This window comes from Mesorhizobium hunchu (assembly GCF_040081975.1).
Lineage (GTDB): Bacteria > Pseudomonadota > Alphaproteobacteria > Rhizobiales > Rhizobiaceae > Mesorhizobium > Mesorhizobium hunchu.
Window position 1 is genome coordinate 532144 of the sequence record NZ_JBEBMG010000001.1, and the last position, 19807, is coordinate 551950.

Below are 19807 nucleotides of genomic sequence, written 5' to 3' on the forward strand. Positions count from 1 at the left end.
ACTGCCCCGAAAAGGGGAGGAGACGAATGGCGTATCTGGCCGTCACCGGAGCGACCAAGCAGTTCGGTGATTTCCGGGCGCTCGATGATGTCTCGATCGCAGTCGAGCGTGGCGAATTCTTCACGCTTCTGGGGCCGTCCGGCTGCGGCAAGACCACCCTGCTCCGCTCGATCGCCGGCTTCAACGACCTGACCTCCGGGTCGATCACCCTCGACGGCTCGGATCTGCGCAAGATACCGCCGCACAAGCGCGACATCGGCATGGTGTTCCAGGACTATGCGGTGTTTCCGCATCTCAGCGTCTTCGACAACGTCGCCTTCGGCCTGAAACCGCGCAAGGTCGCGGCGCCGGAGGTCAAGAAACGCGTCGGCGAGGCCTTGGCCGCCGTCCGGCTGACGGCCCTGGCCGAGCGCATGCCGGCGGCCATGTCGGGCGGCCAGCAGCAGCGCATCGGCATCGCGCGCGCCATGGTCATCAACCCGCGCCTGCTTTTGATGGACGAGCCGCTGTCCAACCTGGACGCCAAGCTGCGCATCGAGCTGCGCGAGGAAATCCGCGATATCCAGAAGCAGATCGACATCGCCGCCATCTATGTCACGCACGACCAGGAGGAAGCGCTGGCGATCTCCGACCGCATCTGCGTGATGAGCGCCGGCCATGTCGAGCAGATCGGCACGCCGCAGCAGATCTACGGCGATCCGCAAACGATCTTCGTCGCCCGCTTCGTCGGCACCCTTAATACGTTGGCACCGGGGGCTGCACTCGGGAAACTGGTCTCCGACCTCAGGCTGCCCGCCGACGGCATCGAAGCATGGGCCGCCCGCCCCGAGCGGCTGGAACTAGCCGAGCCGGGACAAACGGCGCCGGAAGGCGCGGCCAGCCTGGCCGGCAGCGTCACCAAATACACCTATCTCGGCCGCGAGGCGCATGTGCAGGTGGAGACCGAAGCAGGACCGCTCATCGTGCAGCTTGCCGATCCAGGCATGGGCGGCGGCCTGGGCAGCGGCAGGAAGGTCTCGGTCGTCATACGCCGCGACGCGCTGATGGGCTTCGACGCGGCCGGCAAGCGCGTCGCTACGGAGGCCTGACGCCATGCCGCGGCTCAATTTCTGGACGATCGTCGCGATCCTGACCTGGCTGCTCCTGCTCGGGCTGCTGTTCGTGCCGGTCGGATCGGTCCTCCTGTCCTCGTTCTACGACGAGGCCGGCAATTTCACGCTTGTCAACTATGCCAAATTCCTCAGCGAGCCGCGTTTTCACCAGGCATTCCTCAACACGCTCGTCGTCGGCTTCGGCGGCCTGATCGGGGCGCTGCTGCTCGGCTCCATCATGGCCTTCTGCATCTCGCGCTTCGTCATCGCCGGCGCCCGCTTCGTCTCGCTGCTGGCGATCCTTGCGTTGGTCTCGCCGCCCTTCATCGGCGCCTATTCCTGGATCGTGCTGTTCGGCGGCGGCGGGCTGGTGCGTCAGTGGCTGCGCGCCGTGGGCATCAACATTCCGCCCATCTACGGCCTGACCGGCATCCTGATGGTCTTCGCCTTCAAGTTCTACCCGTACGTCTACCTGATGGTCTCGGGCGCGCTCTCCAACGTCAACCGTTCCTTGGAGGAGGCAGCCGAGGGTCTCGGCCTGACGCCGTTGCAGCGCACCTTCAAGATTTCCTTCCCGATGGTGTTTCCCGCCCTGTCGGCCGGCGGCTTGCTGGCGCTCATCCACGCCATCGCCGACTTCGGCACGCCGCGCCTGCTCGGCCGCGGCTACAACGTGCTGGCGACCGAAGCCTTCGCGCTCTATTCGGCCGAAATCGGTTCCAACATGGCGATGGCCACCACCATCAGCGTCTTCCTCATCGCCGTGTCGATGTTCTTCGTCATGCTGCAGCGCTACATGTCGCGCCGCAACGTCTACCACGGCAACATGATCAACAAGCCGATCAAGATCAAGCTGACAGGCTGGCGCAACGCACTGGCGCATTTCGCTGTCTACGCCATCGGCTTCCTCGGCGCCCTGCCGGTCATCATCTCGATCGTCTATTCCTTCCGCAAGACGAGCGGTCCGGTGTTCCAGCCGGGCGTCAGCCTGCAAAGCTACGAGCGCATCCTGTTCAACCTGGCCGACGTGGTGCGCAATTCGCTCTCCTTCTCGATATCGGCCGTAATCCTCATCGTCATCGTCGGAACGCTGGTCGGCGTGCTGGTGGCGCGGCGCACCAACCTCAACACCTCGCTGCTCGACGGCGCCTTCATGATCCCCTACGTCATGCCGGGCATCGTCATCGGCATCGCCTTCATCGCGGCCTTCAACACCGGTCCGGTGGTGCTGACCGGCACGGCGGCGATCATCGTGCTGTCGATCTTCATCCGCCGCCTGCCCTATTCGGTGCGCACCACCGCCTCATCGCTCAGGCAGATCTCGCCTTCGATGGAGGAGGCAGCCATTTCGCTCGGCTACAGCCCGTTCCGCGCCTTCCTGAAGATCACCGTGCCGCTGATCGTTCCAGGCATCGTCGCCGGCGGCATGCTGAGTTTCGTCACCGCGATCAACGAGCTGTCGTCGTCGCTGGTGCTCTATGTCGGCTCGACCATGACGATGCCCGTGCGCATCTATCTCCTCATCCTAGACGGCGACTTCGGCACGGCCGCGGCCATGTCGTCGATCCTGCTGGTGTTGAGCGGCGTCGCCGTCTACCTCGCCTTCCGCCTGATGGGCCGGAACGAGCAGGCGTTGCTGTGAACTGCAGGCGGCTTGAACTGGGATTGGGGCTCGTCTCGATCGGCAGGAAATGGGGCGTCCGCGACGTGGCCCCGCCGAGCGAAGGCCAGGCGCGCGAACTTCTCTCGACGGCCCTCGAACTCGGCATCAGGACATTCGACACCGCTCCCGCCTATGCGGCCAGCGAGGCCATCCTCGGCCGCTTCCTCGGCGACCTGCCCGCCGAACAACGCGCCGGGCTTACGATCATGACCAAGGCCGGCGAGCATTGGGACGCGGAGTCGGGCGGCACCGTCGTCGACCACAACTACGACGCGCTGCGGCGCAGCATCGATCGAAGCCTCGAACTGCTGGGTCCGATCGCCGTGCTGCAGATTCACAAGGCCACCGAGGACGTGGTGGGCAACGCGGATGTCCGCAGGGCCATCGACTATGCGCGGAATGCGGGAATCCTCCAGTTCGGCGCGAGCATCAGTACGGTGGAAGCTGGACGGCGGGCAATCGAAACCGAAATCTATTCCTGCCTGCAGTTTCCCCTCAACGAAAGCGACTGGACATTCCTGTCCCTCCTTCCGGACATGGCGGCTTCAAACATCCGTCCCGTCATCAACCGCCCCTTTGCCATGGGCGCGCTTGTCCAGTCTCACGAAGGCCAGGACTTGGGTAAAGCCGCCTTCGCGTTCCTGAAACATCATGTCGGCGATGGTATCGTGCTGACGGGAACGGGAAAGCCGACGCATCTCCGGGAAAATGTCGCGTCCTTCAACGCGGCGGTTTCGGCGCAGGTCTGATCTCGACAGATCCGATTTCGACTGGCCCGATTTCGACTGGGCAGTCACCGGCGGTGGTCCGTTGGCCACGGTCCCAGGCCACGGGCCGATCCGATCTCATCTGGTCTTGTGATCGGGGATCAGGTCCACCGGGCTGATTTCGAGGATTTCCAGCGTTCGCCGCAAGAGCCGCACCTCGTTTTCCGCAAGATGCCTGTCGGCCTTGGCGATATCGGCCATGTGCTTCGCCAGTTCCTTGCGCCGGTCCACGTCGAGGCCACGGAACATCGCCATCGCCTGGGAGCCGGTGGTCTCGTAGCCGAAATCGTTGAGATAATCGATGACGCCGTCCAGACTGGATTCAGGGATCGCGAACGATTCCACGCAGATGCGGCGAAAGACCTCCATCTCGCTTTCGCTGACAGTGCCATCGGCCAGGATCATGCGAAACAGCAGAAGGAGTTCGGCCGACAGCACGGGATCGTCGGCCACCTTGCGCACGCCCGGATCGCCATCGAGAAGCGCCAGGAACTGATCCAGCAATGCAACGACCATGACGCCCTCTGCCTGACCACCGGTTGCCGTGGAATCCGCTTGCGCAAACCGGCGCGTCGTGATGGATGGCTCGCGTCCACGATCGCGCCAGCCTCCTTATATCACAATGTTCGATCTCGCCATCACCACCATTGCGATGCTTGCCGCCGCCGCTTTCGCCGCCGGTTTTGTCGATTCCATCGCCGGCGGCGGCGGATTGATTTCGGTGCCGGCATTGCTTCTGGCAGGCTTCACGCCGGTGGAGAGCCTCGGCACCAACAAGCTTCAGGGCCTGTTCGGCACCAGTTCCGCGACACTGGCCTATGCCGCCAGCGGTCAGGTCGATCCGCGCCGGCAATGGCGCGCCGCGGTCCTGTCTTTCTTCGGCGCCGCGCTCGGCGCACTGGCCGCCACACGGGTGCCGGACGACATATTGCGCGCCGCGCTTCCGATCGTGCTGATCGCGATCGCGCTCTATTTCGCCCTGAAACCCAATCTCGCCGATGTCGACCGCGCCGAACGGCTGTCGCCGCTGCAATTCTCGACGACGCTGGTGCCTTTGATCGGCTTCTACGACGGCGTTTTCGGCCCCGGCGCGGGATCCTTCTTCATGCTGGCTTTCGTGGCACTCGCCGGCTACGGCGTTCTCAAGGCGACCGCCCATACCAAGCTGCTGAACTTCGCCTCCAATATCGGCGGCTTCGCGGTTTTCGCCATCGCCGGCGTGATCCATTGGAAGATCGGCGTCCTGATGGGAGCGTGCCAGTTCCTAGGTGCCCGCGTCGGCGCGCTCTTGGCGGTGCGCATCGGCGCTCGGTTGATCAAGCCGCTGCTCGTCGTGGTGTGCGTGGCCCTGGCCTTCAAGCTGCTCGCCGATCCGCAGAACCCGCTTCGGACGCTGATTGGTGTCTGAGCGGAGCGGTGATAGTCTTGCCTTGCACGAATCATCTTGTGAGGAGGCAAGCATGAATTTGAGCGCACCAACCCAGATCGTCTTCATCATAACCGTCATCATCGCCATCATCGGCCTGCTGATGGCTTTCAGCGTCTTCAGCCTCGGGTCGATATCGGCCTTCTGGGTGATGACGATCGCCTATGTCGTCCTGGCAATCGCCTGTCTGATGCGCGGCGCCTGACGCCGTCGTTTCTCCCATTGAAAGCGCCGGCCTGTCCGGCGCTTTTTTATCGCGCGAGCGAAAAAAGCGCGTCGCAGTCGAGATGACGCTCGAGGGCGGCGGCGATGTCGTCCAGCGCCGCCTCGACCTGCCCGCGATAGTCGGACGTGCCGCTCCTCACGCCGAGGCTTTCAAGGAAGCGCGCCCGGAACGTATCCGCCGTGAAGAAGCCGTGCAGGTACGTCCCCGTCACCCTGCCGTCCGGCGATACGGCCCCGTCGGCGACATTGTCGATGATGGCCGACGGACGCGCGCAATCGGGTCCGGTGGTCCCCCCGAGATGGATTTCGTAGCCCTCCAGCGGCGTGTCGAAGACCGTGGAGCGGGCGGAACTGTTGCGGACCGTCTTTTCGGGCTCCATGACCGTCTCGACATCCAGCAGGCCAAGGCCTTCCGTCTCGCGTACGTCGCCCTCGACGCCGTCAGGATCGCGCACCACGCGGCCCAGCATCTGGTAGCCGCCGCAAATGCCAACGACATGCCCACCGCCTCGAACATGCCGTTGGAGGTCGCGATCCCACCCCTGCTCCCGCAGGAAGAGAAGATCGCCTATGGTGGACTTGGAGCCCGGCAGGATCACAAGGCCCGCATCCTCCGGCAATGACCGGCCGGGCGGTACGAACACGACCTCGACCGACGGCTCGGCCCTGAGCGGATCGAGGTCGTCGAAATTGGCGATGCGCGACAGCATCGGCACGGCGACCTTGAGCGCGCGGCTCTCACCCGATACCAGCCTCTCCAGCACCACCGAATCCTCGGCCGGCAGCCGGCTGGCAGCCGTCAGCCACGGCACCACGCCGAAACAACGCCAGCCGGTGAAGCCGTCGATCGCGGCGATGCCGTCGTCGAACAGGGAAACGTCGCCACGGAATTTGTTGATGAGATAACCCGCGACCATGTCGCGGTCCCCGTCCGGCAGGATGCGGTGGGTGCCCACGATAGAGGCGATGACGCCGCCGCGGTCGATGTCGCCGACCAGCACCACCGGCACGCCGGCGCGCGTCGCGAAGCCCATATTGGCGATGTCGTTGGCGCGCAGGTTGATTTCGGCCGGCGACCCCGCCCCCTCCACGATGACGAGGTCGGCGCCCTCGCCCACCTTCGCCCACGAGTCCAGCACCGCGTCCATCAGTTTCGGCTTGAGCGACTGATAGTCGCGCGCCCTCGCCTCGCCCGCCATGCGGCCCTGCACGATGACTTGTGAGCCCACGTCTGTCTGCGGCTTCAAGAGAACGGGATTCATGTGAACGGAAGGCGGCACACCACAGGCCAGCGCCTGTAGCCATTGCCCGCGCCCGATCTCGCCGCCGCCTGCGTCGCCATCCTGGGCGACGGCGGCGTTGTTGGACATGTTCTGCGGCTTGAACGGCCGTACCTTCAGGCCGCGATTGCGCGCCGCGCGGCAGAGGCCGGCGACCAGGACCGTCTTGCCGACATCGGAGCCGGTGCCTTGCAGCATGAGCGCACGCGCCATCGGTCAGGTACCGCCCGGGCAACTATTGAAAATTGTCGTCACATCCTGCCCCGAACACGATTTTCCGCACAGCCGCTGCGCCCAAAGCGCAGGTTGCACGATGGCATCATTGGTCTAGATTGACCCGTGCGCATAGCCGAAAACGTCGGGCCAGACCAGCGGCCCGCAGGCAGGGAGGATGCCGTGGACAGCGCCGTTCAACCGACAGGCGGACAGTTCGAACTGACCGAGGACCAGCGCGCCATCCAGGCCATGGCCGAAGCATTCGCCGCCGAACGCGTCGCGCCCGACGCGCTCGACTGGGACCGCGAGCGGCGGTTTCCGTCCGATGTGATCCGCGAGACCGGACCGCTCGGTCTCGGCGGCATCTATGTTCGCGACGACGTCGGCGGTTCCGCGCTCGGACGCCTCGACGCCGTTCTCGTGTTCGAGGCGCTGGCGCGCGCCTGCCCGGCCTTTTCGTCCTTCATCTCGATCCACAACATGGCGGCCTCGATGATCGACCGCTTCGGATCGCAGGAGCAGCGCGAGCGTTTCCTGCCGAAGCTGACCTCGATGGAGTGGCTGGCCAGCTATTGCCTGACCGAGCCGGGCTCCGGCTCGGACGCCGCGGCGCTGAAAACCAGGGCTGTGCGCGACGGCGGCGACTATGTGCTGAACGGCGCCAAGCAGTTCATCTCCGGCGCAGGCGACAGCGACATCTATGTGGTGATGGCGCGGACCGGGCAGGACGGCCCGAAAGGCATCTCGACGCTGGTCGTGCCCAAGGATGCGCCCGGCCTCTCCTTCGGCGCGGTCGAGAACAAGATGGGCTGGCACATGCAATCGACCCGCCAGGTCGTCTTCGAAGACTGCCGGGTGCCTGCCGACAACCTGCTGTCGAACGAAGGCGCGGGCTTTTCGATCGCCATGGCCGGCCTCGACGGCGGCCGGCTCAACATCGCCGCCTGCTCGCTCGGCGGGGCGCAATCGGCGCTCGACAAGGCGCTGTCCTACACAGCCGAGCGCAAGGCGTTCGGCCGGACGATCAACGAGTTCCAGGCGCTTCAATTTCGGCTCGCCGACATGGAGACGACTTTGCAGGCGTCCCGCGTCTTTCTCTACGCCGCGGCTTCGAAGCTGGACGCCAAGGCACACGACGCCTCGAAATGGTCGGCCATGGCCAAACGCTTCGTCACCGACGCGGGCTTCGACGTGGCCAACAACGCCCTGCAATTGCTGGGCGGCTACGGCTATCTGCATGACTACGGTATCGAGAAGCTGGTCCGGGACCTGCGCGTCCACCAGATCCTCGAGGGCACCAACGAGATCATGCGCGTGATCGTGGCGCGGCATATGATTGGACGGCAGTAAGGCAGTCGCCAGATCGGCAATCGAAACCCGACTGCCAACTGCCGATTGCCGATTGCCCTTACTGGAGGAAACCAATGACCACCATCGCCTTCATCGGCCTCGGCAACATGGGCAATCCCATGGCCGCGAACCTCGTCAAGGCCGGCCACACCGTCCTCGGCTTCGACCTTGTCCCGGACAATCTGAAAGTGGCGAAGGACAACGAGGTCACCGTCATGGCGAGCGCCCCGGAAGCGGTGAAGGATGCTGACGTGGTCATCACCATGCTGCCGGCCGGCAAGCACGTCCTTTCGGTCTACGAGGACATCGCGCCGAAAGCGAAAGCCGGCGCCCTGTTCATCGATTCCTCCACCATCGATGTCGACTCGGCGCGGAAAGCCCATGCGATCGCCCAGAAGCACGGCCATGTCTCGATCGATGCGCCGGTCTCCGGCGGCACGGGCGGCGCACTCGCGGGCACGCTGACCTTCATGGCCGGCGGTTCCAAAGAGGCCTTCGCCCGCGCCGAACCCATCCTCAAGCCAATGGCCGGCCGCATCGTCCATTGCGGCGAGGACGGCGCCGGCCAGGCCGCCAAGATCTGCAACAACATGATCCTCGGCATTTCCATGATCGGCGTTTCGGAAGCCTTCGTGCTGGCCGAAAAGCTCGGCCTGTCGCATCAGGCGCTGTTCGACGTCGCCTCGACCTCGTCGGGCCAATGCTGGTCGCTGACCACCTACTGCCCGGTGCCGGGACCGGTGCCGGCCTCCCCTGCCAACAAGGATTACAAGCCGGGCTTCGCCGCCGCACTGATGCTGAAGGACCTGAAACTCGCGCAGGAAGCCGCCCAGGCAGCGGGCGCGGCAACCCCGCTCGGCGCGGAAGCGGCCCAGCTCTATGCCCTGTTCAACGCACGGGGCGGCGCCGGCTCGGATTTTTCCGGCATCATCAATTTCCTGCGCGGTGACGCAACGTAAGCCCCGAAGTTTATTCGACTTTCCTAAAATGTGCGGGCAAAAAAATCGCAAATTTAGGTTTGCTTAAGGTCTCGATAACCCCCCGGTAACGATGTGCCTGTAGAACGGTTCGCGAGGCGGACATCACGCACCGCCAACGCTCCGGATCAGGTCTCGCGTACCGGAGCCAATGCCTTCGCAGCGTAGTGTAAGCGTCGGCCATGCGTATCTGGCAAAACCGCGTTCCCTCGGGGCGCGGTTTTTGCGTTGCGGCGATCGCCTCAATGCGCGGCCGGCCTGCCCATGACCGCGAGCCAGGCGAAATCCCGGTAAAGCCGCCGCTCAGAGGTGAGCCCACCGCCAGCCTGCGCCAAGCGTGCCGCCACGTCGAACAGGTCGCTGCGCGGCGTGACGTGATACCAGCCAAGCCATGTGCGCAGGCCGCCCCGGAACCATCGCGGCAGCCCGGACTGATCGCCGAAATCGACGACATGAAGTTCGCCCCCCGGCGCAAGGTTGGCGAACGCCTGCGCCATCACTGCCTGCCAGCCGGGGATCATCGACACGGCATAGGAAATGAAGATACGGTCGAAACCCTGCCGGCCGAACACGCGTTGCGGGTCGAAACCGGCGGCATCGGCGAAGGCCAGCCTGACCCTGTCCGTCAGCCCCGCGCCCGAGATGGAGCGCCCGGCCGTCTCCAGCATCTCGCGCGAAATATCGATCCCGTAGAACGAGGCCCGCGGGTAGCGGCGCGCCGCCTTGACCAGATTGCGCCCGGTGCCGCAGCCGATCTCCAGCACGCTGGCGCCGGGCGGCGGGTTGAGGCCGGCGATCATCGGATCGCGGCCGAGCAGATAATACTTGCGCGTCGTATCGTAGATGTGGCGCTGGTGGCGATAGACCCGGTCCATCAGGCCGCCGTGATCGACGACGGTCATGCGCGCGGCTCCGCCAGCACGTAGAGATGGAAACCGCCATAGATGGACGAGCGGTCGCGCCGGTGTAGCGCCTTCGATTCGGCATCCCGGTATTCCCACAGGTCGAGCAGCGACTGGTCGAGACGGCCGGGAAGCAGGCTTTCCTCGGCGGCGGTGCGGAAGACGACGCGCGCGCCAGGGGTAGCCGTGCGCGTGATCTCGCGCCACAGATGGTTGAGCTGGTCGTCCGACATCCAGTCCTGCGCATCCAGAAGCACGAAGCGGTCGACCGAAGCTGCGGGCTTCGCGGCCAGGAATTCCGCATAGGAGGCGTTGGTGATCGTCACGCGATCGGCGCGGGCGCGCACGGTCTCGAAATTGGCGCGCGACAGGTACGGGGGCAGCGGCCCACTTCCGGTCGGGTCATAGGCGCGGCCGAAGGCCTGCCAGGCGAAATAGTTCTCGGCGAGCGGGAAATCGCAGGCCAGCTTTTCCAGCCGCGCCCTGAGCACGGCGGCCATGTCGCCGCCGCCGGCCAGCGCGTCGTATTGCTGCGGCGGAATGCCGAGGCCGAACAACGACGACTTGCGCTTCAGCGCCCAGCGGACCGCCCGTTTCTCGAACAGCGGCGCGATCGACTGGTCGAAGAACCGGCGCTGGTCGTCCATGCTGGCGGCGGCGAGCAGGCCGCGCGGGTCGATGCCGTAGAGGCGCGCCACGCGATGTCCCATGCCGATGAAATTGCCGAGCAGCCCGTGCCGGTAGAGGCTGCGCGAGAAGATCGAGATGCGGCGGCGCCCCGAAAGCTTGCGCTTCTCCCAATAGGCACGCGTCTCGCTATCCAGATGCGGCCTGAGGAACTGCCGGTAGTCGGCGATATTGGCGGGCGCGTCGGCACGCCCGAAGAAGCGATAGAAGCTGTCGTAGCTCGGCAGCCGCCCGAGCGCGGCAAGCTTCAGCCGGTTGAAGGCGACGTGGGCGCGATTGAGATCGACGGCTTCCACCGACGCCGGATCGGCGAGCAGGTAGGACAGCGCATTGCAGCCGCCAGAGGCGATGGTCACCAGCCGATCGCCCGGCCTGATGGCGAGCGCGACCATGTCCACGTCCGGGTCTTCCCAGATTTGCGGATAGACAAGCCCCGAGAACAGTTGTGCGAACAGCCGCTCGGACAGGCCGGCGCGCGAGAGCATGCGGTTGCGCCGCACCGCGCCATGCAACCGCCGCCGCGCGAGCTTCCGCTGTGAACCGTCCTTACCGCCCGTTTCCAACGCCGACATCGGAAAATCCCTTGCTGAAGAGTTGTTGGACGAGGCCGTTCCAGCGTCAGGAAAGGGCTGCGGCCGCCTCGCCCAAGCCTGCCCTGCTGGTCTGCTTGCCCGCCGGCCGCAAATGGCTGAGAAACTGTCTCGTGCAGGCCGGCCAGCTGTATTCGAGCGCGTTGGCGCGCGCCGCCTCGCGCGGGATTTCGAGCGCGCCGAGCGCGGCCTCCCGCAAATCCTCGGCGACCACGCCGCCGGGACCGACGATGTCGATCGGGCCGGTGACCGGATAGGCCGCGACGGGACATCCGCTGGCCATCGCCTCAAGCAGCACGTTGCCGAACGTGTCGGTGCGGCTGGGAAACACGAAGACGTCGGATGCGGCGTAGACGCCGGCGAGTTCCTCGTTCGAGAGCGCGCCGAAGAAATGCGCCTGCGGATACCGCTTCTTCAGCGGCGCCAGTTCCGGCCCATCGCCGACCACCACCTTGCTGCCTGGCAGATCGAGATCGAGGAACGCCGGCAGGTTCTTTTCGACCGCGACGCGGCCGACGCAGAGGAAGATCGGACGCGGCAGGTCGATGGTGCCGCGGCGGGCAGGATTGAACAGTTCCGCATCGACGCCGCGCGTCCACATGCGGATGTTGCGGAAGCCGCGCCGGGCAAGATCCTCGCCCAACGAGGGCGTCGCCACCATGACGCCCTGCCCGGAATTGTGAAAATCGCGCAGACGGGCATAGGTCCAGCTTTCCGGGACCGGCAGCCGCGCGCTGAGATATTCGGGGAACTTGGTGTGGTAGCTCGTCGTAAAGGCCAGCCCCTGCTTCAGGCAGGCGCGGCGCGCCAGTTGGCCGAGCGGCCCCTCGGTGGCGAGATGGATGAAATCCGGAGAGAAATCCGAGATGGAACGCGCGACCTGCCGCGGCGTGGCCAGCGCCAGCCGGATGTCCGGATAGAGCGGCATAGGGAACGACCGAAAGCCCTGCGGCGTAAGAAAATGCCTCTCGATGTGCATTTCGGCGAGGATTTCCGCCAGCTTGAACAAGGTCCGCACGACGCCGTTCACTTGCGGATGCCAGGCATCGCTGACGATCAGCAGGCGGCTGCCGGGCGTCATAGCGTCCGTCATGCCGCCCTCCTGCGCCATGGGACCATGACCGGGCGCAAATTGAGCGTCTCGCTCTGCTCGGCCCAGTGGATCAGCTCCATGCGGCCATCCTGGTGCTCGACGACCGCCGTGCAGCTTTCGACCCAGTCGCCGGTGTTGATGTAGTCGAGCCCGTCCATCTCGCGCTGGGCGGCGGAGTGGATGTGACCGCAGATGACGCCGTCGGCGCCCTGCCGCCGTGCTTCCGCGGCCAGAGTCTCTTCGAAGCGACCGATGAAATTGACGGCGTTCTTGACCTTGTGCTTCGCCCAGGCCGACAGCGACCAGTAGGTGAGGCCGAAGAAGCGGCGCACCATGTTGATGCGCCGCGACAGCGCGAGCGCGGCGACGTAGGCCCAGTCTCCGAAGAAGGCCAGCCATTTGGCGTGCCGCACCACCACGTCGAAAACGTCGCCGTGGATGACCAGATAGCGCCGGCCGTCGGCGGCGACATGGACCGCCGTCTCGCACACTTCGATGCCACCGAAATGCGTGCCGTAGAATTCGCGCAGGAATTCGTCGTGGTTGCCCGGCACATAGACGATCCGGGCGCCCTTGCGGCCCTGGCGCAGAAACTTCTGGACCACGTCGTTGTGGGACTGCGGCCAGAACCAGCCGGATTTCAGCCGCCACCCGTCGACGATGTCGCCGACGAGGTAGATCGTGTCCGCCTCGTGATGCTTGAGGAATTCGAGCAGCGCCTCCGCCTGGCATCCCTTCGTGCCCAGATGCACGTCCGAGATGAAGAGGGTGCGGTAGCGGCGCTCTGCGCCGTGCGACTCGTTTTGTGCCGTGCCTGTCATGGCACGGCTTTCCATCACGGTTGCGTGACAGGCCGATGATGGCAGCGTGACGGATGGATGACGAAAGCCGTGCGGCGGGCCTCCCCGCCGCACGATTGCCGGAAATCAGGCGCGCCGCAGGTCGACCAGGGCCTGGTCCAGCGCCCTGCCGATCCGCTCGCAGGCCATGTCGATGGTCTCACGCGTCCAGATCAGCGGCGGCGACAGGATCATGGTGTCGCCGGTGGCGCGCATCATCAGCCCGTTCTCGATCGCATGGTCCCGCACGATCACGGCGGCGCTGCCGCCAGGCGCAAATCGCTCCTTCGTGTCCTTGTCCTTGACGATCTCGATGGCGCCCATCAGGCCGAAGGAGCGGACCTCGCCGACCAGGGGATGATCGGCGATGCGCTCGCGCAGTGCCTCGGCGAAGTACGGCCCGGTATCGCTCTTCACCCGCTCCACCAGCCCTTCGCGCTCGATGATGTCGAGATTGGCCAGCGCCACCGCGCAGGCGACCGGGTGGCCCGAATAAGTGTAGCCGTGATGGAACTCGCCCCCCTTCTCCACCAGCGTGTTGGCCACGCGGTCGCCCACCAGCAGCGCCGACAGGGGCTGGTAGCCCGAGGTCAGCGCCTTGGCCGTGGTGATCGTGTCCGGCGAGATGCCGAAGGCCTGCGAGGCGAACCACTCGCCGGTGCGGCCATAGCCGGTGATGACCTCGTCGACCATCAGGAGAACGTCGTATTTGCGGCAGATGCGCTCGACCTCCGGCCAGTAGCTCATCGGCGGGATCTTGACGCCGCCCGCGCCCATGATCGGTTCGCCGATGAAGGCCGCCACCTGGTCGGCGCCGGCTTCGAGAATGGCGTCCTCCACCGCCTTCGCCGCGCGCAGGCCGAAATCGTGGTCGCTCTCGCCCGGCAGCGCCAGTTCGTAGGCATAGGGCATCATGACATGCACGATGTTCGGCACCGCGCCGTGAAGCTGCTTGTGCATGGATTCCATCCCGCCCAGCGACGTGCCGGCGATGGTCGAGCCGTGATAGGCGTTTTTGCGCGAGATGATGCGGTTCTTCTCGGGCTTGCCTTCCAACGCCCAATACTGGCGCACCAGCCTGACGGCCGTATCGTTGGCCTCGGAGCCAGAGGAACCGAAGAACACCTGGTTGATGCCGTCCGGCGCGATCTCGGCCAGCCGCTTCGTCAACAGCACCGGCGTCGGCGTCGAGCATTTGAAGAAGGAATTGTAATAAGGCAGTTCCTTCATCTGCTCATAGGCGGCTCTGGCCAGCTCCTCGCGGCCGTAGCCGACATTGACGCACCACAGGCCCGCCATACCGTCCAGAAGTTCATTGCCCTCCGAATCGTAGATGAACGGTCCGTCGGCGCGCGTGATGATGCGCGACCCCGAGCCGCGAATCTCCTTGTGGTCGGTGAACGGATGCAGATGGTGCGACGCGTCGATCTGCTGAAGCTGCTTCAGAGAATAGTTCTGATAGGTCATGGACTTGTCCCTTCCTGTTGAATCGATCCGGCAATTGCCGGCGGATTTTCAGGACGGGATGGGCGGCGAATAGCCGATACGCGCGCACAGCCTGAGCAGCTCCGCATGGCGCGTCCGCCGCGAGCAGGTCAAAAGTGCGATGCCCGCGATGGCTCCTTTCGTCTGCATGGCGAAAATCATGCCCTGACCGCGAGAGTGCCGCAAGAGGCCAGCAACGCCCCGCACACGGCGCAGCGAAGCTTATCATGCATGCTGCGTCCGATCGGCCCGCCCTGATGCCGCCATGCGGCGGCAATGTCGCTTCCCTCGCCCTAGTGGTCGCCGCAAACGCAATGAGGTGCGGGTGCGCGGTCCATTATCCGGCGCATTGAAAGTCCACAATGAGGCCTGCCATGACTGCCGCGCTGCAACCTGCCGAACCGGCAACCGACCGCGCCCGCCGCGGCGGAAGGGCCGGCAAGCGCTCCAGCGCCGCGGCCGCGTTCGAGCAGCCGGCGTTCCGGCAGTTGAAGAACCCGCTCCAGCCGACGAGTCTGATTTCCGACGACGAGCTCGAAAGCATCCACCTCGCCTCGCTGCAGGTACTGAAGGAGATCGGCGTCGACGTGCTGCACGAGGATGCGCGGCGCATCATGAAAGAACACGGCGCCGACGTGCGCGAGGGTTCCGAGCGTGTGCGCTTTGACGGCGACATGATCCTCGAGATGATCGCGCACTGCCCGCCCGAATTCACCATCCACGCCCGCAACCCGGCGCATAATGTGCGGTTCGGCGGCAACAACGTCGTCTTTGCCCAGGTTGCGTCGGCGCCCAATTGCTCCGACCTCGATCGCGGGCGGCGGCCCGGCAACCAGGCCGACTATCGCAACTTCCTCAGGCTGGCGCAGATGCACAATGTCATCCAAGCCACCGGCGGCTATCCGGTCGAGCCGATCGACATCCACCCGTCGATCCGCCACCTCGAATGCATCCGCGACCTCGCCACGCTGACCGACAAGGTCTTCCACATCTACTCGCTGGGCAAGGAACGCAATGTCGACGGCATCGAGATCGCCCGCATCGCCCGCGGCATTTCGCGCGAGCAGCTCGAGCGCGAGCCGTCCGTCTTCACCATCATCAACACCAATTCGCCGCTCAAGCTCGATGTGCCGATGATGGAAGGCATCATCCAGATGTCTTCCGCTGGCCAAGTGGTCGTGGTCACCCCCTTCACCCTGTCGGGGGCGATGGCGCCCGTGACCATCGCCGGCGCGCTCGTCCAGCAGAACGCCGAGGCGCTCGCCGGCATCGCTTTCACACAGATGGTGAGGAAGGGCGCCCCGGTCGGCTATGGCGGCTTCACCTCCAATGTCGACATGAAGTCGGGCGCGCCGGCCTTCGGCACACCCGAATATATGAAGGCGCAGCTCGTCGGCGGCCAACTCGCCCGCCGCTACCGCATCCCCTACCGCACCTCCAACACCTGCGCGGCAAACGCTGTCGACGCCCAGGCTGCCTACGAGAGCGTGTTCTCGCTGTGGGGTGCGATCCAGGGCGGCGGCAACTTCCTCATGCACGGCGCCGGCTGGCTGGAGGGTGGCCTGCGTGCCTCCTACGAGAAATTCATCCTCGACGTGGACCTTTTGCAGATGGTGCAGGAATTCTTGACGCCGCTCGACCTCTCCGAGGACGCGCTGGCCATCGACGCCATCCGCGACGTCGGACCGGGCGGCCATTTCTTCGGAACGCCCCACACCCAGAACCGCTACAAGACAGCCTTCTATTCCCCCGTCATCTCCGACTGGCGCAATTTCGAGACCTGGTCTGAAGCGGGCGCCCCGACGGCAGTGGAAAAGGCGAACCGCGTCTGGAAGGAGCGGCTTGCAAGTTACGAGGAGCCATACATGGACCCCGCCATCCGCGAGGAGCTCAATGAATTCGTCGAACGCCGCATCGCCGAAGGCGGCGCACCGACGGATTTTTGAGGGGTTGCGGTGGTAAAGAAGCCGCCCCCTCCGTCACGGGCTGACGCCCGCGACACCTCCCCCCCGCTGCGCGGGGTGGAGGATAAGCCGTCCGCAAGCCTAGCGCCCATCCTCTCCCCTCACGAAGTGGGGGAGAGGTGGCTCGGCGAAGCCGAGACGGAGAGGGGGAATCCAGTCAAGCCGACCCGAAGCCGCCGAAAATCAGGGACGACAGAGCGAGCACGAGCCCTCAGATGGGTGGCGAATAGCGCGGAAGGTCAGCTTTGGCAGGAGCTCAAAAGGCGGCAACTAGGCGGTTATCATTTCACCCGTCAATATCCTATCGGCCGGTACTTCGCTGATTTCTGCTGCCGTAAGAAGAAACTCGTCGTCGAAATCGACGGCTCTCAACACGCCGACAGCGTCTATGACCGCCGACGTGACGCATTCATGCGCGCTCAAGGCTATTCCATCCTCCGCTTCTGGAGCCACGACGTCCTAAAGCATCGAACTTCCGTTTGCGAAACGATCCTCGCCGTAATCGACGGCCAGCTTTCTGAAAGCGCGGCAGCAAGCGATCTCCGTTTCGTCCCCGCATCGCGGACGAATTCGAACACAACTTCCGAACTCAAGAGAACAACTCCATGAAATCCCACGTAAAAGCAGTTGTCATCGGCGGCGGCGTCGTCGGCTGTTCGGTGCTCTATCACCTGGCCCGCGCCGGCTGGACCGACGTCATGCTGATCGAGCGCTCGGAATTGACGTCCGGTTCGTCCTGGCACGCGGCAGGCGGCTTCCACACACTGAACGGCGACCCCAACGTCGCCAAGCTGCAGGCCTACACGGTGCAGCTCTACAAGGAACTGGAGGAGCTTTCCGGCCAGTCCTGCGGGCTTCACCTGACAGGCGGCGCGATGGTCGCCGACAGCCCCGAACGCATGGACTTCCTGCGCCTGGCGCATGCCAAGGGCCGCTATCTCGGCATGGATACGGAACTGATTACCCCTTCGGAAGTGAAGGCGATGTTCCCGTTGATGGACGAGAAGAATTTCGTCGGTGCCATGTGGGACCCGGTGGAGGGACACCTCGATCCGTCAGGAACAACGGTCGCTTATTCCAAGGCGGCCAAGAAGCTGGGCGCCGAGATCGTATTGCGCAATCCGGTGAAGGAACTGACGCAGGACGCGGACGGAACGTGGAACGTCGTGACCGAACAGGGCACGGTGAAGGCCGAGCATGTGGTGAATTGCGGCGGCCTGTGGGCCCGTGAAATCGGCCGCATGGTCGGCCTCGAATTGCCGGTGCTTGCCATGGAGCACCACTATCTGCTCACCGAGGACATTCCCGAGGTGATGGAGTTCAACAAGACGACCGGCCGCGAGATGATCGGCGTCATGGACTTCAAGGGCGAGATCTACACCCGCCAGGAGCGCAACGGTGTTCTGCTCGGCACCTACGAGAAGGCCTGCAAGCCTTGGTCGCCGGTGAACACTCCATGGGATTTCGGGCACGAACTGCTCGCGCCCGATCTCGACCGGATCGCCCCTTCGCTGGAAGTCGGTTTCCGCCACTTCCCCGGCATCGAGAAGGCCGGCATCAAGCAGATGATAAACGGCCCCTTCACCTTCGCGCCGGACGGCAACCCGCTGGTCGGCCCGGTGCAGGGCCTGACCAATTTCTGGTGCGCCTGCGCCGTCATGGCGGGCTTCTCGCAGGGCGGCGGCGTCGGCCTGGCGCTCTCGAACTGGATGGTCAACGGCGATCCGGGCTTCGACGTCTGGGGCATGGACGTGGCGCGCTGGGGCGAATGGGCCACATTGCGCTACACCAACGCCAAGGTCCGCGAGAACTATTCCCGCCGCTTTTCGATACGCTTCCCGAACGAGGAACTGCCGGCCGCTCGCCCGGCGCAGACCACGCCGCTTTACGACATCATGGTCCGCGACAACAACGCCGTCATGGGTGACAGCTGGGGGCTCGAGACGCCGCTGTGGTTCGCGCCCAAGGGCAGCGAGGCGAAGGACATCGTCTCCTTCCATCGCTCCAACGATTTCGAGCCCATCGGCGAAGAGGTCCGCGCCACCCGCGAGCGCGTCGGCGTCACCGAGATCGCCAACTTCGCGAAATACGAATTCACCGGGCCAGGCGCGGAAGCCTTTCTCAACCGCATCCTCACCAACCGCATGCCGAAGAAAGGACGCATCGTGCTGTCGCCGATGCTCAACGAGTTCGGCAAGCTGATCGGCGATTTCACCATCGCGCACGCCGGAGACGACCGTTTCATGGTGTGGGGCTCCTCGGCCGCCGCCAAATACCACATGCGCTGGTTCGAGAAGCACCTGCCGAAGGACGGCCCGAGAGGGTCAGAGGTGCGCATCCACCGTTTCGACCAGACGCTGGTCGGCCTCTCCATCGCCGGGCCTAAAAGTCAGGAACTGCTGCAGAAGCTCGTCGATGTCGACGTGTCCTCGAAAGCCTTCCGCTTCATGGACTTCCGCGAGATGGCGGTGGGCGGCGCGCCCTGCATGGTCAACCGCATCACCTACACCGGCGACCTCGGCTATGAAATCTGGATGGCGCCCGCCTATGAACGGCTGGTCTATGCCGCGATCAAGAAAGCCGGCGAAGAGTTCGGCATCGTCGATTTCGGCATGCGCGCCCTGCTCTCGATGAGGCTGGAAAAGAATTTTCCGACCTGGTTCCGCGAACTCCGCCCGATCTATGGGCCGTTCGAAGGCGGCATGGAACGCTTCATCAAGATGGACAAGAACGACTTCATCGGCCGCGACGCGGCGGCGAAGGAACTGGCAGACGGCCCGAATCTGAAACGCGTCTCCTTCGTGGTCGACGCGCTCGACGCCGACGTCATGGGCGACGAGCCCATCTGGGCGAAGGTGTCGACCGACTACGGCACGGTGGAGAAACCGCACGGCTACGGTGCACCACGCTTCGACGCGGCCGGCAAGGAAGTCCGCACGTCTCAGGCCGACGAAGGCGCCTCCTCGATCCGAGGCATTGTCGACGGCGACTGGCGCGTGGTCGGCTGGGTCACGTCCGGCGGCTATGCGCACTATGTCGGAAAATCGATGGCGCAGGGCTACATCCCTGCGGCACTTGCCGAAAATGAGGAAGAAGGTCTGTTCGAGATCGAAATCCTCGGCCGGCGTTGCCCTGCCCGCATCACTGTCGATCCGCCGTTCGATCCGGCCGGCAAAAAGATGCGTGGCTGACAGGCTGGCGCCAGACGCGACCCGTGCTACAACTTCGCCGCGATAAATCGGGCGGCGGACC

Annotated in this window: 18 protein-coding genes; 10 read left to right on the forward strand and 8 right to left on the reverse strand. The window is 64.8% G+C overall.

The genetic code is table 11. The annotated features are described in order from the left end of the window. The first annotated feature begins 26 nt into the window (after positions 1-26). The 3 genes from ABMA46_RS02575 to ABMA46_RS02585 are packed head-to-tail and all read left to right on the forward strand — an operon-like array spanning position 27 to position 3503. Entirely contained in the window at positions 27-1088 is a 1062-nt protein-coding gene (locus ABMA46_RS02575; RefSeq protein WP_348997707.1) for an ABC transporter ATP-binding protein, read from the forward strand. 4 nt (positions 1089-1092) lie between these two features. Beyond that, positions 1093-2733, forward strand: coding sequence for an ABC transporter permease (locus tag ABMA46_RS02580; RefSeq protein ID WP_348997708.1), 1641 nt, complete (start codon positions 1093-1095; stop codon positions 2731-2733). Then, entirely contained in the window at positions 2730-3503 is a 774-nt protein-coding gene (locus tag ABMA46_RS02585) for an aldo/keto reductase (protein ID WP_348997709.1), read from the forward strand. The genes ABMA46_RS02580 and ABMA46_RS02585 overlap by 4 nt, the downstream gene beginning before the upstream one ends. A 96-nt stretch (positions 3504-3599) precedes the next feature. Here ABMA46_RS02585 and ABMA46_RS02590 read toward each other — a convergent pair whose 3' ends face one another. Beyond that, on the reverse strand, positions 3600-4037 hold the full coding sequence (locus ABMA46_RS02590; protein WP_348997710.1) for a tellurite resistance TerB family protein: 438 nt from the start codon (positions 4035-4037) through the stop codon (positions 3600-3602). 106 nt (positions 4038-4143) lie between these two features. Between ABMA46_RS02590 and ABMA46_RS02595 the strand changes: the two genes are divergently transcribed. Next, the gene (locus ABMA46_RS02595; protein ID WP_348997711.1) at positions 4144-4929 is read left to right on the forward strand and encodes a TSUP family transporter; all 786 of its coding nucleotides are present in this window, start codon (positions 4144-4146) and stop codon (positions 4927-4929) included. Between the two features lie 52 nt (positions 4930-4981). Next, positions 4982-5152, forward strand: a complete 171-nt coding sequence (locus tag ABMA46_RS02600; RefSeq protein WP_348997712.1) for a hypothetical protein — start codon at positions 4982-4984, stop codon at positions 5150-5152. A gap of 46 nt (positions 5153-5198) precedes the next feature. Here the strand turns inward: ABMA46_RS02600 and ABMA46_RS02605 are convergent, their stop codons facing one another. After that, complete coding sequence (locus ABMA46_RS02605) at positions 5199-6665, reverse strand: cobyric acid synthase (RefSeq protein ID WP_348997713.1); 1467 nt, start codon at positions 6663-6665, stop codon at positions 5199-5201. A 183-nt stretch (positions 6666-6848) separates the two neighbouring features. Between ABMA46_RS02605 and ABMA46_RS02610 the strand changes: the two genes are divergently transcribed. Both ABMA46_RS02610 and mmsB read left to right on the forward strand, forming a co-directional pair. Beyond that, positions 6849-8018, forward strand: a complete 1170-nt coding sequence (locus ABMA46_RS02610; RefSeq protein ID WP_348997714.1) for an isobutyryl-CoA dehydrogenase — start codon at positions 6849-6851, stop codon at positions 8016-8018. 74 nt (positions 8019-8092) lie between these two features. After that, positions 8093-8977 carry a 3-hydroxyisobutyrate dehydrogenase gene (gene mmsB, locus ABMA46_RS02615; protein WP_348997715.1) on the forward strand — a complete coding sequence of 295 codons (885 nt, stop codon included), beginning with the start codon at positions 8093-8095 and terminating at the stop codon, positions 8975-8977. Positions 8978-9237: 260 nt separating this feature from the next. Here mmsB and ABMA46_RS02620 read toward each other — a convergent pair whose 3' ends face one another. The 6 genes from ABMA46_RS02620 to ABMA46_RS02645 all read right to left on the reverse strand — a co-directional run bounded on the left by ABMA46_RS02620 (position 9238) and on the right by ABMA46_RS02645 (position 14741). Further along, positions 9238-9897, reverse strand: a complete 660-nt coding sequence (locus tag ABMA46_RS02620) for a class I SAM-dependent methyltransferase (RefSeq protein ID WP_348997716.1) — start codon at positions 9895-9897, stop codon at positions 9238-9240. Beyond that, a complete protein-coding gene (locus tag ABMA46_RS02625; protein ID WP_425475676.1) occupies positions 9894-11156 on the reverse strand; it encodes a BtaA family protein in 1263 nt (420 codons plus the stop codon). The genes ABMA46_RS02620 and ABMA46_RS02625 overlap by 4 nt, the downstream gene beginning before the upstream one ends. A gap of 46 nt (positions 11157-11202) precedes the next feature. Further along, a complete protein-coding gene (locus tag ABMA46_RS02630; protein ID WP_348997717.1) occupies positions 11203-12267 on the reverse strand; it encodes a glycosyltransferase family 4 protein in 1065 nt (354 codons plus the stop codon). Next, positions 12264-13088, reverse strand: coding sequence for a UDP-2,3-diacylglucosamine diphosphatase (locus tag ABMA46_RS02635; RefSeq protein ID WP_348997718.1), 825 nt, complete (start codon positions 13086-13088; stop codon positions 12264-12266). Before ABMA46_RS02635 ends, ABMA46_RS02630 begins: the two co-directional genes overlap by 4 nt. 105 nt (positions 13089-13193) lie before the next feature. Next, on the reverse strand, positions 13194-14573 hold the full coding sequence (locus ABMA46_RS02640) for an aspartate aminotransferase family protein (RefSeq protein ID WP_348997719.1): 1380 nt from the start codon (positions 14571-14573) through the stop codon (positions 13194-13196). Positions 14574-14621: 48 nt separating this feature from the next. Then, on the reverse strand, positions 14622-14741 hold the full coding sequence (locus tag ABMA46_RS02645; protein WP_348997720.1) for a capsid protein: 120 nt from the start codon (positions 14739-14741) through the stop codon (positions 14622-14624). 224 nt (positions 14742-14965) lie between these two features. On the opposite strand from ABMA46_RS02645, the gene ABMA46_RS02650 reads away from it, so the two are divergent. From ABMA46_RS02650 to ABMA46_RS02660, 3 genes are all read left to right on the forward strand, one after another. Next, complete coding sequence (locus tag ABMA46_RS02650) at positions 14966-16537, forward strand: trimethylamine methyltransferase family protein (RefSeq protein ID WP_348997721.1); 1572 nt, start codon at positions 14966-14968, stop codon at positions 16535-16537. Between the two features lie 237 nt (positions 16538-16774). Further along, the gene (locus ABMA46_RS02655) at positions 16775-17164 is read left to right on the forward strand and encodes an endonuclease domain-containing protein (protein WP_348997722.1); all 390 of its coding nucleotides are present in this window, start codon (positions 16775-16777) and stop codon (positions 17162-17164) included. Then, on the forward strand, positions 17161-19746 hold the full coding sequence (locus ABMA46_RS02660; protein WP_348997723.1) for a GcvT family protein: 2586 nt from the start codon (positions 17161-17163) through the stop codon (positions 19744-19746). Before ABMA46_RS02655 ends, ABMA46_RS02660 begins: the two co-directional genes overlap by 4 nt. The last annotated feature ends 61 nt before the right edge of the window (positions 19747-19807 follow it).

What these genes read in the sequence shown, in the direction of transcription:
- ABMA46_RS02575 (WP_348997707.1), top strand. Translation starts at nt 27, where the DNA reads ATGGCGTATCTGGCCGTCACCGGAGCGACCAAGCAGTTCGGTGATTTC.
- ABMA46_RS02580 (WP_348997708.1), top strand. Translation starts at nt 1,093, where the DNA reads ATGCCGCGGCTCAATTTCTGGACGATCGTCGCGATCCTGACCTGGCTG.
- ABMA46_RS02590 (WP_348997710.1), bottom strand. Translation starts at nt 4,037, where the DNA reads ATGGTCGTTGCATTGCTGGATCAGTTCCTGGCGCTTCTCGATGGCGAT.
- ABMA46_RS02595 (WP_348997711.1), top strand. Translation starts at nt 4,144, where the DNA reads ATGTTCGATCTCGCCATCACCACCATTGCGATGCTTGCCGCCGCCGCT.
- ABMA46_RS02600 (WP_348997712.1), top strand. Translation starts at nt 4,982, where the DNA reads ATGAATTTGAGCGCACCAACCCAGATCGTCTTCATCATAACCGTCATC.
- ABMA46_RS02605 (WP_348997713.1), bottom strand. Translation starts at nt 6,665, where the DNA reads ATGGCGCGTGCGCTCATGCTGCAAGGCACCGGCTCCGATGTCGGCAAG.
- mmsB (WP_348997715.1), top strand. Translation starts at nt 8,093, where the DNA reads ATGACCACCATCGCCTTCATCGGCCTCGGCAACATGGGCAATCCCATG.
- ABMA46_RS02620 (WP_348997716.1), bottom strand. Translation starts at nt 9,897, where the DNA reads ATGACCGTCGTCGATCACGGCGGCCTGATGGACCGGGTCTATCGCCAC.
- ABMA46_RS02625 (WP_425475676.1), bottom strand. Translation starts at nt 11,156, where the DNA reads ATGTCGGCGTTGGAAACGGGCGGTAAGGACGGTTCACAGCGGAAGCTC.
- ABMA46_RS02630 (WP_348997717.1), bottom strand. Translation starts at nt 12,267, where the DNA reads ATGACGGACGCTATGACGCCCGGCAGCCGCCTGCTGATCGTCAGCGAT.
- ABMA46_RS02635 (WP_348997718.1), bottom strand. Translation starts at nt 13,088, where the DNA reads ATGACAGGCACGGCACAAAACGAGTCGCACGGCGCAGAGCGCCGCTAC.
- ABMA46_RS02640 (WP_348997719.1), bottom strand. Translation starts at nt 14,573, where the DNA reads ATGACCTATCAGAACTATTCTCTGAAGCAGCTTCAGCAGATCGACGCG.
- ABMA46_RS02645 (WP_348997720.1), bottom strand. Translation starts at nt 14,741, where the DNA reads ATGCAGACGAAAGGAGCCATCGCGGGCATCGCACTTTTGACCTGCTCG.
- ABMA46_RS02650 (WP_348997721.1), top strand. Translation starts at nt 14,966, where the DNA reads ATGACTGCCGCGCTGCAACCTGCCGAACCGGCAACCGACCGCGCCCGC.
- ABMA46_RS02660 (WP_348997723.1), top strand. Translation starts at nt 17,161, where the DNA reads ATGAAATCCCACGTAAAAGCAGTTGTCATCGGCGGCGGCGTCGTCGGC.